The 16101-nt window shown below is 73.1% G+C and carries 13 protein-coding genes; 10 read left to right on the forward strand and 3 right to left on the reverse strand.

Annotated elements, in window-relative coordinates; translation table 11 throughout:
- Positions 1 to 7 precede the first annotated feature (7 nt).
- Genes J4N02_RS14000 through J4N02_RS14010 form a run of 3 tightly spaced genes read right to left on the reverse strand, consistent with a single transcriptional unit; the run spans position 8 to position 2885 of the window.
- Positions 8 to 1462: an NAD-dependent succinate-semialdehyde dehydrogenase gene (locus J4N02_RS14000; RefSeq protein WP_188333660.1), complete on the reverse strand. Its 1455-nt coding sequence runs from the start codon at positions 1460 to 1462 to the stop codon at positions 8 to 10.
- Positions 1462 to 2388, reverse strand: coding sequence for a folate-binding protein YgfZ (locus tag J4N02_RS14005; RefSeq protein WP_188333697.1), 927 nt, complete (start codon positions 2386 to 2388; stop codon positions 1462 to 1464). Before J4N02_RS14005 ends, J4N02_RS14000 begins: the two co-directional genes overlap by 1 nt.
- 2 nt (positions 2389 to 2390) lie before the next feature.
- On the reverse strand, positions 2391 to 2885 hold the full coding sequence (locus tag J4N02_RS14010; RefSeq protein ID WP_188333661.1) for an FABP family protein: 495 nt from the start codon (positions 2883 to 2885) through the stop codon (positions 2391 to 2393).
- A 134-nt stretch (positions 2886 to 3019) separates the two neighbouring features.
- Between J4N02_RS14010 and J4N02_RS14015 the strand changes: the two genes are divergently transcribed.
- The 10 genes from J4N02_RS14015 to pstS all read left to right on the forward strand — a co-directional run bounded on the left by J4N02_RS14015 (position 3020) and on the right by pstS (position 16012).
- Positions 3020 to 4645 (forward strand): hypothetical protein, encoded by a 1626-nt coding sequence (locus J4N02_RS14015; RefSeq protein WP_188333662.1) that lies wholly within the window; start codon positions 3020 to 3022, stop codon positions 4643 to 4645.
- A 13-nt stretch (positions 4646 to 4658) separates the two neighbouring features.
- Positions 4659 to 5099: a D-aminoacyl-tRNA deacylase gene (dtd, locus tag J4N02_RS14020; protein ID WP_188333663.1), complete on the forward strand. Its 441-nt coding sequence runs from the start codon at positions 4659 to 4661 to the stop codon at positions 5097 to 5099.
- Between the two features lie 63 nt (positions 5100 to 5162).
- Positions 5163 to 5843 (forward strand): response regulator transcription factor, encoded by a 681-nt coding sequence (locus tag J4N02_RS14025; RefSeq protein WP_188333664.1) that lies wholly within the window; start codon positions 5163 to 5165, stop codon positions 5841 to 5843.
- Positions 5840 to 9004: a DEAD/DEAH box helicase gene (locus J4N02_RS14030; protein WP_188333665.1), complete on the forward strand. Its 3165-nt coding sequence runs from the start codon at positions 5840 to 5842 to the stop codon at positions 9002 to 9004. Before J4N02_RS14025 ends, J4N02_RS14030 begins: the two co-directional genes overlap by 4 nt.
- Positions 9005 to 9267: 263 nt before the next feature.
- Positions 9268 to 9894 carry an RNA polymerase sigma factor gene (locus tag J4N02_RS14035; protein WP_188333666.1) on the forward strand — a complete coding sequence of 209 codons (627 nt, stop codon included), beginning with the start codon at positions 9268 to 9270 and terminating at the stop codon, positions 9892 to 9894.
- Entirely contained in the window at positions 9891 to 10811 is a 921-nt protein-coding gene (locus J4N02_RS14040) for a hypothetical protein (protein ID WP_188333667.1), read from the forward strand. Before J4N02_RS14035 ends, J4N02_RS14040 begins: the two co-directional genes overlap by 4 nt.
- Positions 10812 to 10820: 9 nt before the next feature.
- On the forward strand, positions 10821 to 11672 hold the full coding sequence (gene mshD, locus J4N02_RS14045; RefSeq protein WP_188333668.1) for a mycothiol synthase: 852 nt from the start codon (positions 10821 to 10823) through the stop codon (positions 11670 to 11672).
- Positions 11673 to 13778 (forward strand): RNA degradosome polyphosphate kinase, encoded by a 2106-nt coding sequence (locus tag J4N02_RS14050; protein ID WP_188333669.1) that lies wholly within the window; start codon positions 11673 to 11675, stop codon positions 13776 to 13778.
- Positions 13778 to 14668 carry an NUDIX hydrolase gene (locus tag J4N02_RS14055; RefSeq protein WP_188333670.1) on the forward strand — a complete coding sequence of 297 codons (891 nt, stop codon included), beginning with the start codon at positions 13778 to 13780 and terminating at the stop codon, positions 14666 to 14668. Before J4N02_RS14050 ends, J4N02_RS14055 begins: the two co-directional genes overlap by 1 nt.
- A gap of 228 nt (positions 14669 to 14896) precedes the next feature.
- The gene (gene pstS / locus J4N02_RS14060) at positions 14897 to 16012 is read left to right on the forward strand and encodes a phosphate ABC transporter substrate-binding protein PstS (RefSeq protein WP_188333671.1); all 1116 of its coding nucleotides are present in this window, start codon (positions 14897 to 14899) and stop codon (positions 16010 to 16012) included.
- Positions 16013 to 16101 lie beyond the last annotated feature (89 nt).

Raw genomic sequence — 16101 nt, forward strand, 5'->3', positions numbered from 1 at the left:
GAGGACGTCAGAGGGACAGGCCGATGTACTTCGTCTCGAGGTACTCCTCGATGCCCTCGAAGCCGCCCTCGCGACCGAGGCCGCTGGCCTTGACGCCACCGAAGGGGGCGGCCGGGTTCGAGACCACGCCCGAGTTGAGGCCGACCATGCCGGTCTGCAACGCCTCGGCCACCCGCAGCGCCTCGCCGAGGTTCTCGCCGAACACGTACCCGATCAGGCCGAACTCGGTGTCGTTGGCCAGCGCGATCGCCTCGTCGACGTCGTCGTAGACCAGGACCGGCGCGACCGGCCCGAAGATCTCCTCCCGGACCACCCGCGAGGCGGGCTCGACGTCGGCGAGCACGGTGGGCCGCATGAAGTGGCCCTCCCCCGCGTCGGCGGCCCGCCCGCCGCCGGTGACGACGCGGGCGCCGTCGGCGACCGCCTCCTCGACCAGGGCGGTGACGTTGGCGAGGGCGTCCGCGTTGATCAGCGGGCCGACCTCGGTGCCGTCCGCAAGGCCGTCACCGACCGTCATGGCCCCCAGCCGCGCGGCCAGGCCGGCGGTGAACTCCTCGGCGACGGAACGGTGCACGATGAACCGGTTGGCCGAGGTGCAGGCCTCGCCGATGTTGCGCATCTTGGCCAGCGCGGCGCCCCCGACCGCGCGGTCGACGTCGGCGCTGGGCAGCACCACGAAGGGGGCGTTGCCGCCCAGCTCCATCGAGGTGCGCAGGATGTTGGCCGACGCCTGCTCCAGCAGCGAGCGGCCCACCTCGGTGGAGCCCGTGAACGTCAGCTTGCGCAGGCGCGGGTCGGCCAGCAGCGGACCGGTGGTGGCGCCCGAGCGCGACGTCGTGAAGACGTTGACCACTCCGGCGGGCACGCCCACCTCGTGCAGCACCTCCGCCAGCAGCAGCGAGGTGAGGGGGGTCTGGGACGCCGGCTTGAGCACCACGGTGCAGCCCGCGGCGAGCGCGGGCCCGATCTTGCGGGTGCCCATCGCGAGCGGGAAGTTCCAGGGGGTGATGGCCAGGACCGGCCCGACCGGCTGCTTCATGGTGACCAGCCGCGAGCCGCCCAGGGGCGCGACGGCGTAGCGGCCGTGCACGCGGACCGCCTCCTCGGCGAACCAGCGGAAGAACTCGGCCCCGTAGGTGACCTCGCCGCGGGCCTCGGCCAGCGGCTTGCCCATCTCGAGGGTCATCACGGTGGCGAACTCGTCGGCGCGCTCGACGATGCGCTCGTAGGCCGCCCGCAGCAGTTCGCCGCGGACGCGCGGCTCGGTCGCGGCCCACGACGCCTGCGCGGCGACGGCGGCGTCGAGGGCCGCCATCGCGACCTCGGGCGAGGCGTCGGCGACGTGGGTGAGCGTCCGCCCGGTGGCGGGGTTCTCGACGGCGAGGGAAGTCTCGTCGTCGGTCCAGGCGCCGTCGATGTAGTGGGTGCGCGGCAGGCGGGCGAGCAGGACTTCGGTGTCCATCACGGACGCCCGCCCAGGTTCGGCCGCACGTGCAGCCCCACCTCGGGGTCGACCACGACCTCCTGGGCCGCGGCGATGCCGTCGACCGTCAGGGTGGCCTCGGTCGGGGTGTTGCGCTTCACCAGCGCCAACCCGATCGGGCCGAGGTCGTGGTGGATCGCGGAGGTGCCCATCCGCCCGACCACGCGGCCGTCGAGCACCACGTCGGCGCCGACCTCGGGCAGGCGTTCCTCCGACCCGTCGAGCAGGAGGACGGTCAACCGGCGCGGGGGGCGTCCGAGGGTGTGGACCCGGGCCACGGTCTCCTGGCCGCGGTAGCAGCCCTTCTGCAGGTGCACCGCCGCGCCGAGGCGGTCGCCGTCGGGCATGGCGACCTCGTTGGGGATCGTCTTCTCGTCGGTGTCGAGGAAGATGCGCGGCTGGCCGGCGGCGATGCGGACGGCCTCGGCGGCCCACGTCCCGGCGCGGACCTCGCCCAGCGTGGCGTCGAGGTCCTCGCGTGCGGCCACGGTCGGACCGCCCCCGGCGATGACCATGGCGTGGGTGGCGGACCGGTCAGCCAGCTCGACGCGGGAGGCGAACACCATCCGCGACAGCCAGGCCAGCAAGGCCTCGAGGTGGCCGGGCTCGGTGTGCGCCCAGAAGGTCTCGCCGTCGTCCACGCCGCCGAACACGTGCTCGATGCGTCCGTTGGGGTCGAGGATGAACGCGGTCACGTGCTGTCCGGGCGCCAGGCCCTCGAACGCCTGGGACGTCAGCGCGTGCAGCCAGGTGAGCCGGTCGGGGCCCGCGACGGAGAACACGGGCCGGTGGGACAGGTCGACCGTCGCCTCGCCCTCCTCGAGGCGGCGCTGCTCGCGCAGCGGGTCGCCGTAGTGCCAGGCGGCGCCGGCGTCGGGGCCGGACTCGTTCAGCACGCGCGCCATCATCAGGCCCGGTTCAGCGTGGCCCACATGTAGGGGCGCAGCGCCTCGTCGGTGGTGGCGCGGTCGAAGCTGTACATCAGCTTGCCGTCGACGTTGCCGTAGAGGCGGCGCCCGGCGGTGTACTCCACCGTGGCCAGCGGCGAGCGGACCACGGCGTCGGTGGTCAGGTCCGCGCGGCCCGGCTGCAGCTTGCCGTACCAGATCTCGGAGTAGCCCTCGGGGCTGCACATCACGACGTCCACGTCGGCGGACTCGTTCGCCCGCCAGAAGCCGGTCTCGATCGTGAGCGGCCGCTCGGGGCGCCCCTCCTCGTCGAGGAGGAACATCTGGGCCAGGTAGTGCAGGTAGTCGCTGCCGTTCTCGGTGAAGTCGATCTGGACGCCGAACTGCACCTTCTCCTCGCCCGGCCACTCGCGGTAGCCGGTGCCCTCCCAGCGGCCGCGCAGCCAGGCCAGGCCCACGAGTGCGGGGTTCAGGTCGGTCGGGATCTCGAACATGCGTCTCCTTCGGAAGTTCTCCTCACCCCAACGCTCGCGTGCCGGGGATGATTCCGCAAGGCCGAGGCGTCGCGCGTCCGCGCCAGCCGACCCGCGTCCTCGCCCTGACAAGCGCTCGGAGTAGGCTGGCGCGGGTGATCACCCGCCGACACCTCCTTGCTGGCGCAGCGACCGGCACCGTCCTGATCGTCGCAGGCTGCACCGGCGACGCCCCGACCACCCCGCCCGGGCCCCTGCCACCCGACAGCACCGAGACCCCCCGGGTCGACCCGAACACGCACCGCGTCGTCACGCGGACCCCCTCCGCGGACACCGTCATCCCCGCCGGCCCCGACGGCGCGATCGCCGCGTCCCGGGCGCTCCTCGCCGCGGCCACGGCCGTGGTGGTGGTCGCCGCCGCGCCGGCGTCCGCCGCCCCCACGGCCGTCGCCACCCCGAGCCCCGCGACCGCGACCCCCTCCCCCACCGCTTCCGCTGATCCCACAGCCTCCGCCGACCCGACCGCGTCCCCCGAGCCCGCGCCCGGGGACGACCCGTACACGGCCGCCGCGGCCCTCGCCCTGGAGCTGGGCATCCCGGCCTTCCCCGACTCCCCCGGGCTGGCCGCCGAGCTCGACCGCCTGCAGACCCGCACCGTCTTCGCCCACGGCTCGCCGCAGCACGTCGGCGACCGCGAGGTCGTCCCGGCCCCGGCGACCGCCGCCGAGGTGGACCTGCCCGGCCTGCCGGCGCAGACCGAGCCCCCGCCCGTGCTGGCCCTGGCCGCCCCCGCCACCGACCCGCTCACCCAGTCCGTCCTGGCCGCGGCGAAGCTGACCGCCACCGAGGCCACCCACCCCGGCATGACGGCCGACACGACCGCGAGCGTCAAGCAGCACGAGGGCCCGCTGCTCGCGGTCGGCGATGGCTTCGGCACCGCCGAGCAGTTCGCGGCGCAGGCCCGCGCCACCCGCACGGCCCCCGAACTGCCCGGTGGGGGCATCGTCCCGTTCCCGACCCACCACATGGTCGCCCTCTACGGGCACCCGCAGACCGCGGCGCTGGGCATGATGGGCGAGCAGCCCCCGGCCGCGGCCGTGGAGCGGCTCAACAAGCTCCTCGCGCAGTACCGCGAGCACATGCCCGACAAGACGGTGATGGGCTCGTTCGAGATCATCGCCACGGTCGCCTCCGCGGCCCCGGGTGCGGACGGCGACTACACCTACCAGACCCCGGTCGAGTTGTTGATGCCCTGGATCGAGGCCGCCGAGGCCAACGACATCTACGTCGTCCTCGACCTGCAGCCCGGGCGCAAGAGCTTCCTCACGCAGGCCCAGCACTACGAGGACCTCCTCAAGCGCCCGACCGTCGGCCTGGCCCTCGACCCCGAGTGGCGGCTCAAGCCCGACCAGAAACACCTGCGCCAGATCGGGCAGGTGCACATCGACGAGGTCAACGAGGTGGGCGCGTGGCTGGCCGACCTCGTGCAGGCCAACGACCTCCCGCCCAAGGTGCTGACCCTGCACCAGTTCCAGACCCGCATGATCATCGAGCGCGAGCGGCTCGACACGTCCCGCCCCGAGATCCAGTACCTGGTGCACGTCGACGGGCAGGGCCCCCAGGGCTCGAAGCAGGCCACGTGGGAGGTCATCCGCCGCGGCCTGCCCGACAGCGTCTTCCTGGGCTGGAAGAACTTCGAGGACGAGGACACCCCCATGCTCACCCCGAAGCAGACCGTCGAGCAGGTGCACCCCACCCCGCACTTCATCTCCTACCAGTAGCCCGGGAGCGACCGTGCGCATCGTCGTCCAGCGCGTCAGCCGCGCCGGCGTCACCGTCGACGGCCAGGTCGTCGGGGCCATCGACGGCCCCGGCCTCTGCCTGCTCGTGGGCGCCACCCACGGCGACACGCAGGCCGACGTCGACCGACTCGCCGACAAGGTGTGGAACCTCCGCATCATGCGCGACGAGCGCTCGGCCGCAGACCTCGGCGCCCCGATCCTGGTCGTGAGCCAGTTCACGCTGTACGCCGACGTCCGCAAGGGGCGGCGTCCGAGCTGGAACGACGCCGCGCCCGGCCCGGTCTCCGAACCGCTCGTGGACGCCCTCGTCGCGGCCCTGCGCGCACGCGGCGCCACCGTGGAGACCGGCCGGTTCGGCGCCGACATGGCGGTCGACCTCGTCAACGACGGCCCCGTGACGCTGCTGCTCGACAGCGCCATCTGGGCGCGCTGACCACCACGGGCCCGCTTCCCCTACACTTGACGCCGACCCGCACCGGGTCGGGAGGGGGTGCCGATGGCCCACGTGCTGTCCGTCTCCCCCCGCGCCGGCACCGATTCGAGCGAGCCGGCCTTCCCCGCGCTCGCCCTGCTGGCCCACTCCGTGCGCGAGATGCGGCCCGACGCGGCGGTCGTCACCGAGGCGGGCCGCGCCGACGTGGTCGTCCTCGACGGCCGCTCCGACCTCGCCGCCGCCCGCCAGATGTGCCGCCTGCTCGGCTCGGCCGGGAGCGAGACCCCGGTCCTGCTCGTCCTGGGCGAGGGCGGGTTCGCCGCCGTCAACCCCGAGTGGGGCGTGCGCGACATCATGCTGGACGCCGCGGGCCCGGCCGAGTTCGACGCCCGGATCCGGCTGGCGGTGCGCACCGACGACACGACCGGCGTCGTGTCGGCGGGCGGCCTGGTGATCGACGAGGCCTCCTACCAGGCCACGCTCAACAACCGGGCCCTCGACCTGACCTACACCGAGTTCGAGCTGCTGAAGTACCTGGCCCAGCACCCGGGGCGGGTGTTCTCCCGCGAGACCCTGTTGTCCGACGTGTGGGGCTACGACTACTACGGCGGCACCCGCACCGTCGACGTGCACGTGCGGCGGCTTCGGGCCAAGCTCGGCTCCGAGAACGAGTACCTGATCGGTACCGTGCGCAACGTCGGCTACCGCTTCAGCCCCGACGCCCGCCGGAGTGACGCCGGGTGATCCCCGACTGGGTCACCGGCATCTCCGACACCGACCTGGAGCGTCGGTTCGGGGCGGCCACGCTGGCCCGGGGCCAGGACTACGCCGACGAGGGTCGCGTGAAGGCGATCCGCACCGCGGGCGACCTCGTCATGGCCACCGTCCAGGGGACCGACAGCCAGCCCTACCAGTGCTCGGTCGTCGCCAAGGCCGGCCCCGCGTCGCTGGTCGCCACGTGCACCTGCCCCGTGCGGCGCGACTGCAAGCACTCGGCCGCCCTGCTGCTCACCGCCCGCCGCAACGCCGGACGCCGCGGACCGGCCCTGTGGCAGCAGGCGCTGGCGCCGCTGGTCCCCCGGCCGGCGGCAGGCCAGGGCAGCGTCCCGCTCGCCCTGCAACTCAACCGCGGACGCCGTGAGTACACCCTGCGTCCCCTCCGCCCCGGCGCCCGGGACGCCTGGGTCAAGGCGGGCGCCGACTGGGACGACGTCCGCCTGCAGGCCGGCACCTTCGACGGCGAGCAGCGCCAGGCCCTGCTCGACCTCCTCGAGTCGCGCCGCCGCAACGAGTTCGCCTACGGCCACCGCGTCGACGCCCTCCCCCTGCGCGAACTGCGCGGCGACCTCTGGTCGTTGCTGCGGCAGGCAGCAGAGGCCGGGGTCGCCCTGTTGGCCGGGACCGACGACTCGGGGGCGCGCCTCCCCGAGCCCCGCGTCTCCGACGGCGTGCTCGAGCCGGTGCTGCACGTGGCCGCCGACGGCGACGACCTGCTGGTCACGCCGACGATGGTCTTCGGCGATGCCGAGGTCGACCTGCCCTGGCAGGCCTGGACCGGTTACCCCGCCCACGGTGCGGTCTTCGAGCGCGACGGGGCCACCCACCTCGTCCCCCTGGCCCGCCCGCTCGACGCGGCCGAGCACTCCCTCTTCGCGCAGGGCGAGACCCTGCGGGTCCCCGCGCGCGACGTCCTGCTCTTCGCCGCGGGCTTCGCCCCCTCCTTGGGGCGCCGCCTCCCCCTGCGGCTGGCCGAGGGCGTGACCCTGCCCGCCGCCGTCCCGCCCACCCTGGTCTGCCGGGTCGAGTTCGGCGACGGGACGGCGACCGTCCGCTGGGCCTTCCGGTACACCCTCGGCGAGGAGTCGCACGACCTGGGCCTCACCCCGGCCCTCACCGACCCGCCGCTGCGCGACCAGCAGGCCGAGGCCGAGCTCGCGGCGTCCGTGCCCGACGGGCCGTGGCGGGTCGAGGGCCCGCGCGGCCGGCCCGAGCTGCGCCCGGCCTTCCTCACCGGACGCCCCCTCTTCGCCTTCACCGCGAGCACCCTCCCCGCCCTGGACGCCCTCGACGGCGTCGAGGTCGAGCTCAGTCGGCCCGCCCCGACGTTCCGGGAGTCCGAGGGGGCACCGGTCGTCTCCCTCACCATCAGCGAGCCCGAGGCGGGCGACTGGTTCAACCTCGACGTCGAGGTCACCGTGGACGGCGAGGTCGTCCCGTTCGCCACCCTGTTCGCGGCGCTCTCGCTGGGCCACGACCACCTGCTGCTCGACTCGGGCACGTGGTTCGCCCTCGACCGCCCCGAGCTCGACCAGCTGCGCAGGCTCATCGACGAGGCGCGGCTGCTCGTCGACCACGACGAAGACACGTTCCGGCTGCGCCCCGAGCACGCCGGCCTGTGGGCCGAGCTCGTCGAGCTGGGCGTGGTCACCGAGCAGTCCGAGGCGTGGCAGCGCTCGGTGGACGCCCTGCTCGACCTCGAGTCGCTGCCCGAGGTCCCCGTCCCCGCCGGCCTGCGCGCCGACCTGCGCCCCTACCAGTTGACGGGCTTCGCGTGGCTGTCGTTCCTGTGGCGCTCGCGGCTGGGCGGGATCCTCGCCGACGAGATGGGCCTGGGCAAGACCCTCCAGACCCTCGCGCTGGCGCAGTCGGCCCTCGAGGCGGGCGAGCTCGACCGTCCCCTCCTCGTCGTGGCACCCACGTCGGTGGTGGGCACCTGGGCCGCCGAGGCGTCCCGCTTCACCCCCGACCTGCGCGTGGTGACCATCGCCGAGACCCACAAGCGGCGCCGCAGCGAGCTCGCGGACGCCGTGGGGGGCGCCCACATCGTCCTCACCTCCTACACCCTGCTGAGGCTGGAGGCCGAGGCGTACGCGGGCCTCGAGTGGTCGGCCGTCCTGCTGGATGAGGCGCAGTTCGTGAAGAACCACGCGTCGAAGGCCTACCAGGCCGTGCGCAGGCTCCGCGCGCGGGTGAAGGTCGCCCTCACCGGCACCCCGCTGGAGAACAACCTGATGGACCTGTGGTCGCTGCTGTCGATCACCGCCCCGGGCCTGTTCCCGCACCCCCAGGCCTTCACCGAGGCGTACCGCAAGCCGGTCGAGGCCGGGGACGCCGACGCCCTGGCCCGCCTCCACCGGCGCATCCGGCCGCTGGTGCTGCGGCGCACGAAGGCGGCCGTGGCCGCCGAGCTGCCGGACAAGCAGGAACAGGTCGTGCCGGTCGAGCTGTCCCCCGGGCACCGCCGCCTCTACGACCGCCACCTCGCCCGCGAGCGGCAGAAGGTGCTCGGCCTGGTCGGCGACCTCGGACGCCACCGGATCACGATCCTGCGCTCGCTCACCCTGCTCCGCCAGCTCAGCCTCTCGCCCGCACTCGTCGAGGACGGGTACCCCGCCCAGTCGGCCAAGATCGACACGCTGCTGGAGCTGCTCGACGAGGTCGTGGCCGAGGGACACCGGGCCCTCGTGTTCAGCCAGTTCACCGGTTTCCTCGCGCTCGTGCGGCAACGCCTGGACGCCGAGGGCATCGCCTTCGAGTACCTCGACGGCCGCACCCGCGACCGTGCGGCGCGGATCGCGTCGTTCCGCGAGGGGGACGCCCCCGTCTTCCTCATCTCCCTGAAGGCGGGCGGGTTCGGGCTGACCCTGACCGAGGCCGACTACGTGTTCATCCTCGACCCGTGGTGGAACCCGGCAGCCGAGGCCCAGGCCGTCGACCGCACCCACCGCATCGGCCAGGACAAGCCGGTCAACGTCTACCGGCTGGTGGCGGCCGACACGATCGAGGAGAAGGTCGTCGCCCTCGCCGACTCCAAGCGCCGGCTGTTCGACGACGTGGTCGGAGCCGCCTCCGACCGCGTGGCGCCGCTGTCGGCCGACGACATCCGCGGCCTCCTGGAGGCCTGAGGACCGGTTTGTCCAGCATGTGGACACCCAGTGGGAAGCGGGACGCCCCCCGCGCGATCACCTGTGTGGAGAGCCCACCGCTGTTCGTCCGGACGTGACCCGCGACGATCCCAGGACTCCCCCACGGGAACCGGGTCCCCCGAACTCAGTCCCCCGTGGGCGGGCAGCCCCCTGCACCGGCCGTCCCCCGAGACGGCCGAGGCAGGGGGCTGAAGCGTGGAAGGCGTGGATGACTAGTACGGACGGTCCTCTACTCTGGTCAGGTGGAGGGGGTCTCGGACACGCATGCGGCGCACCAGCCGTTCGTCGACGCCGTCGATCCCACCGCCGAACTCGACGCCCTGGCCGAACGGGCCTCGGGGGGCGACCGCTCCGCCTGGGCCCAGGTGTGGCGGGAACTCTCCGGTCGCATCCACGCGTACCTGCGGGTGGCCGGCGCGGGCGATCCCGAGGGGCTGACCAGTGACGTGTTCGTGGCACTGATCGGCCGGGAGGCCCCCATCAGCGGCGGGTGGGCGGGCCTGCGCTCGCTCGCGTTCAGCATGGCCCACGCCCGCATGGTCGACGACCGGCGGAAGGCGGCCGTCCGCAAGGGCGGCACCACCTACACGCCCGAGTCAGACCCGCGTTCTGCCCCCTCGGCGGAGGCGGCGGCGCTGGCGTCGACCGGCGAGGGTGAGGTCACCGCCCTGCTCGACCTCCTGCCGGAGGACGAGCGAGCGGTCCTGACGCTGCGCTACGTCGCAGACCTCGACCTGGCGGGTACCGCCGAGGCGCTGGGCCGCTCGAAGACCACCGTGTCACGCTTGCAGGCACGGGCCCTGGCCACCCTGCGTGGCTTCCTGGACCATTCCCCCCTCGGGGACGACGCGACGGAAGGAGTGTCATGACCGAACCCGCACCCGGCACCCCGGAGGCGACCGAGGCCCTCCTCGCGCGGTTGGCCGCGCTGGGGGACGGTCCGGCCCCCACCCCCTCCGCCGAACTGCTGGGCCTCCTGCCCGACCTCGACGAGGGCACCCCCGACGAGCCCGGCGCGCCCTCGCCCGGCGCTCCCCCCGAGGCACCCAAGCCCGTCCCCGGCGCGCGGACTGCCCGGCGGATCATCACCTCCTGCATCGTGGCCGGCATCGCCGGCGGCCTGATGGCCTCCCCGGCCGCCGACCACGTGCACGACGCCGTCGAGCGGGCCATCGCCGAGGCGCGCAGCTACGCGCGGTCGTTCGGCCTCGGACCGACCCTGGACGGGGTGCCCGCGCCGCTCGCCCCCGAGCAGGCGCCCTCCCCCGCGCCGGCATCGCCGGCCGGCGGCGGCCAGGACGAGCCGGTCTCCTCCCTCGTGGTCGTCCTGCCCACACGCACCGCACCCGGCACCGACGCCACGGGGCCCGACTCCCGACCCGACACGGAGTGGACGCCCGCCCCGGGCACCGACGTCGAGCCGGAGCCGGAACAGGACGCCAAGGACAAGCAGGACAAGGACGAGCCCAAGGACAAGGTGAAGGACGAGAAGGAGTCCAACCCCAGGTCCCGGGCGCCCCAGGCCAACCCGACCCCGGGCGACCCGCGCGCCAACCCCCACAGCCAGGCCCCGCAGGGGAAGCCGCGCCCCGAGGGGCCGACGGTCGAGACGTCACCGGCCAACCCGCGATCCGAGGCGCCGCAGGCCAACGAGCGGTCGAAGGCCCCGCAGTCCGACCCCAAGGCAGAGATGCCCCAGGGCGACGGGGCCGTGCCCGCGGCGTCCGAGGGTGCCGCGCCCGAGGCCGCCCCGAACCCCGGCGTGCTCGGGGGGCCGGACGACTAGGGTGGTCCCGTGGAGCCCCTCAGCAGCCTGACCCCGGCCCAGCACGCGCGCGTGCTGGACCTGTGCGCCGCGGCCGAGGCCGCCGACACGGTGGCGCCCCTCAACGAGGAGGCCCGCCTCCAGCTCGGGCGTCCCGACGCCCTGCACTGGGTGGCCCGCGACGGCGACACGGTCGTCGGCTACGCCCAGTGGCAGCCGGCCAACGCAACCGGCCAGTTGGTCGTGCACCCCGACCACCGGCGCTCCGGCCACGGCACCTCGCTCTTCGCCGCGCTCCTCGCCGACGTGCCCGAGCCCGCCGTGTGGGCGTTCGGCGACCTGCACGGCGCCCAGCGCTTCGCCGCCTCGGCGGGCATGGTCCCCGGGCGCGGGCTCCACATCATGGAACGCGAGCTCACGGACGCCGTGCCGCGGGAGGTGCCCGAGGGTGTCCGCCTGCGGCCCTTCACCGACGCGGACGCCGACGCCTTCCTCGCGGTCAACGCCGCGGCCTTCGCCGACCACCCCGAACAGGGCCACTTCTCGGCCGCGGACCTCGCCAACCGGCAGGCCGAGGCGTGGTGGGACCCGGCGGGCCTGATCCTGGCCGAGGACGCCGAGGGCGTGGTCGGCTTCCACTGGACCAAGCGGCACGACGACGTCACCGGGGAGGTCTACGTCCTCGGCGTCCACCCCCGCGCCGGCGGCCGCGGTCTGGGCGGCGTCCTGCTCGACGCGGGCCTGGCCCACCTGGCCGCGGGCGGCAACTCCCGGGTGATCCTCTACGTCGACGCGGGCAACGCCCCCGCCGTGGCACTGTACGAGCGCAGCGGTTTCCGTGTGGTCCACACCGACACCCTGTACCGCCCGGCGGCTGGTTGAATGGCCCCCGTGAGCATGCCCGTCGACGAAGCTGCCCTGCCGGAGGGCCGGTACCACGACCGGGAGTTGAGCTGGCTCGACTTCAACAACCGGGTGCTCGACCTGGCCCGGGACACCACGCGCGTCCCCCTGCTCGAACGGGCGCGGTTCCTGGCGATCTTCAGCTCGAACCTGGACGAGTACTTCATGGTGCGCGTCGCCGGCCTGAAGCGGCGCATCGCCGCCGAGCTGGCCCTCCCGGGCGCCTCCGGCATCCTGCCGCGGGAACTGCACGAGATGATCCTCGCCCGGGTCCGGGAGCTGACCGACGAGCAGTCCCGCGTCTTCACCGACGAGGTGCGCCCGGCGCTGGCCGAGGAGGGCGTCCGCATCGTGGGGTGGGACGACCTGACGGACGCCGAGCACGAGGCCATGGCCAAGCTGTTCGAGGAGCGGATCTACCCGATCCTGACCCCGCTCGCCGTCGACCCGGCGCACCCGTTCCCCTACATCTCCGGTCTCTCGGTCAACATCGCCGTCCTGGTGCGCAACCCCGCCAACGGCCACCGCCAGTTCGCCCGGATCAAGGTGCCGACGAACGTGCCCCGCTTCACGCAGTTGGCCGACGACCGGTACCTGCCGATCGAGGAGATCATCGGCCACCAGCTCGGCACCCTGTTCGGCGGCATGGAGCTGCTCGGCTGGACGACCTTCCGGGTCACCCGCAACCAGGACCTCGAGGTCGAGGAGGACGATGCCGAGAACATCCTGGTCGCCCTCGAGAAGGAGCTGCTGCGCCGCAAGCTCGGCCGCCCGCCGGTGCGACTGGAGGTCCAACGCGGCATCCCCGCCGAGATCCTCGACGTGCTCGTCAGCGAGCTCGACGTGTCGGCGTCCGAGGTCTTCCACCTGCCGGCACCGCTCGACCTCACCGGCCTGTTCCAGATCGCCGGCACCGCCGACCGCAGCGACCTGGAGTACCCGAACTTCCTGCCCAAGACGCACCCCGACCTCGCCGAGGTCGAGACGGCCCAGCCGGCCGACATGTTCAAGGCCCTGCACGACCGCGACGTGCTGCTGCAGCACCCCTACGACAGCTTCGCCACCTCGGTGCAGCGGTTCGTCGAGCAGGCGGCCGCCGATCCGGCCGTGCTCGCGATCAAGCAGACGCTCTACCGCACCTCGGGCGACTCCCCGATCGTGGACGCCCTCGTCGAAGCCGCCGAGGCCGGCAAGCAGGTGCTCGTGGTCGTCGAGATCATGGCCCGCTTCGACGAGCAGGCCAACATCCGCTGGGCGCGCAAGCTCGAGCGGGCCGGCTGCCACGTCGTCTACGGCCTGCTGGGGCTGAAGACCCACGCCAAGCTGTGCCTGGTCGTGCGCGACGAGCCCGAGGGCCTCAAGCGCTACGCCCACATCGGCACCGGCAACTACAACCCCAAGACCGCCCGCATCTACGAGGACATGGGCCTGCTCACCTCGAACCCGATCATCACCGAGGACGTCGGCAGGGTGTTCAACGCGCTGTCCGGCATGACCCAGGACCGGGCGTACCGCCGCCTCCTGGTCGCCCCCCACGGTGTCCGGAAGGGCCTGCTGGAGCAGATCGCCCAGGAGGTCGAGCACGCCCGCGCCGGCCGCCCGGCCGGGATCCGGATCAAGGTCAACTCGATCGTCGACGAGGCCATCGTGGACGCCCTCTACCGTGCGTCGCAGGCCGGCGTCCCGGTCGACATCTGGGTGCGCGGCATCTGCACGGTCCGCCCCGGTGTGGAGGGCCTGAGTGAGAACATCCGGGTCCGGTCGATCCTGGGCCGGTTCCTCGAGCACAGCCGGCTGTTCTGGTTCGCCGGCGGCGGGACGCCCCACGTCGGCCTCGGCAGCGCCGACATGATGCACCGCAACCTCGACCGCCGCGTCGAGGTCCTGGTCCCGCTGCCGCACGAGCGCCACGAACGCCGAGTGCGGGAGCTGTTCGACCTCGCCTTCGACCCGGGCACCGCCTCGTGGTGGCTGCACGACAGCACGTGGACCATGCGCACGACCGACGAGGACGGGGAAGCCTTGCTGGACCTCCAGGAGCACCTGATCAGCAGCCTCCACGCCCGCCGGGCGGAGGCCCGCTGATGCCCAAGCAGCGCAAGTTCACCGTCGCCGCCGGTACCGTCACCATCCGCCACCGGCCGGGCAAGGAGCCGCACGTGCTGCTCGTCCACCGGCCCGCGTACAACGACTGGACCCTCCCCAAGGGCCACCTCGACCCCGACGAGTACGAGGCGGTCGCGGCGGTGCGGGAGACCCACGAGGAGTCCGGGGTGCGCGTCGTGCTGCGCGAGCCGCTGGGGGCGATCAGCTACCCCGTCGGCGGCGGCACGAAGGTCGTGCACTACTGGCGCGCCGAACCGATCGAGGCCAGCAAGCGCAAGCCCGACAAGGAGGTCGACAAGGTCGCCTGGCTCAGCCCGGCCAACGCGCTGGAGCGGATGACCTACGACGACGAGAAGGAGGTCGTGCGCAAGGCGCTGGAGTACCGGCAGCCGAGCACGGCGTTCCTCGTGGTGCGCCACAGCAAGGCGATGGACCGCAAGAACTGGTCCGGGCGCGACCAGGCCCGCCCGATCACCGCGCGCGGGCGCAAGCAGGCCAAGCGCCTGGTCCCGCTGTTCGAGTCGTTCGGGGTGGCGGCGCTGGCGTCCAGCACCTCGACGCGGTGCGTGCAGACCCTGCAGCCGTTCGCCAAGCAGCAGCGGATGGACGTGGACGGCTGGCAGGTGCTCACCGAGGAGATCGGCGAGCACAACGCGAAGGGCGTCCGGCAGCTCATGAAGCGGCTGGCCACCGAGTCGGTCGAGGAGAAGGCGCCCATGGCCGTGTGCGGGCACCGGCCCATCCTGCCCGACATGCTGACCGCACTCGGCGTCGAACCCCGCCCGATGCAGACCGGCGCGGTGATCGTCGTCCACCTGGACGCCGAGGGCCGGCACATCGCCCACGAGTACCACCGGCCCCGCGTCTGAGCCGGTTGCCATCGGTTGCCGCGGCGTCCCGAAGGGGTTCGTTACCGCCTCGACGAGCCTGTGGCCGGGTGCGACGGGACTTCTTGTCCTGATCGAGACGACTCGTTCACCGACCGTTCATCTTCGCGATCGAATCTCGTCATGACGGCTCCTTACCGTCGCTGACGGAGATTGGATCTGACCAGTCACTCGGGGGTCACCCCCGAACGCTCGTACGAAGGAAGAACCTTGAAGCTCTCGAAGATCGGCGCCCCGCTCGCCATCCTCACCGCCTCCGCTCTCGTCCTGACCGGTTGCGGCGCCGCCAACGAGCCCGCCGCCGCCCCGGCCGACACCGCCGGTGGCACGTCCACCGCGGCCGGCTCCGCGCTCTCCGGCACGCTCACGGGCAAGGGTGCGTCCTCGATGAACGCTGCCCAGACCACCTGGATCGCCGAGTTCCAGACCGCCAACCCGGGCGTCACCGTCAACTACTCCCCCGACGGCTCCGGCGCGGGTCGCGACGCCTTCAAGGCCGGCGCCGCCGACTTCGCCGGCTCCGACCGCGCCTTCAAGGACGAGGAGATGGGCGCCGGCAACTTCGCCACCTGCGCCGACACCTCCAACGCCCTGAACCTGCCCGTCTTCATCTCCCCGATCGCCGTGATCTACAAGGTCGAGGGCGTCACGGACCTGCAGCTCGACGCCGCCACGATCGCCGGCATCTTCTCCGGCAAGATCACCAAGTGGAACGACCCGGCCATCACCGCGCTCAACGAGGGCAAGACCCTCCCCGACGCGAACATCACCGCCGTGCACCGCTCCGACAACTCGGGCACCACCGAGAACTTCACCGACTACCTCGCCCAGGTCGCCCCCGAGGTGTGGACCGAGGACGCGTCCGGCGACTGGCCGACCGCCTACGTCGGTGAGGCCGCCAAGGGCACCTCCGGTGTCGTCGACGCCGTGAAGTCCGGCACCAACACCATCGGCTACGCCGACGCCGGCCAGGCCCCCGACCTCGACCACGTCCAGGTCAAGGTCGGCGACCAGCACTTCGGCCCCGAGGCCGAGGCTGCCGCCAAGCTGGTCGACAACGCCTCCAAGGTCGAGGGCCGCGGCGAGCACGACTGGGCGCTGAAGCTCGACCGCAAGGCCGAGGACCAGTACCCGATCGCGCTGGTCGCCTACGCGATGGTGTGCGAGGAGTACAAGGACGCCGCCCAGGGTGCGCTCGTCAAGGAGTACCTCTCCTACGTGACCTCGAACGAGGGCCAGAAGGCCGCCTCGGCCAAGGCCGGCAACGCCCCGCTGTCGTCCGAGATGGAGGCCAACATCAAGGCCGCCATCGACTCGATCAAGTGATTGCTGCTTGACTGAACCCAAGGTTGGGCCCGCCCAGGTCTCGGACCCGGGCGGGCCCTTCCGCGGAGCGGCTCACCACCCACGCACCA

This window comes from Propioniciclava sp. MC1595 (assembly GCF_017569205.1).
Lineage (GTDB): Bacteria > Actinomycetota > Actinomycetes > Propionibacteriales > Propionibacteriaceae > Propioniciclava.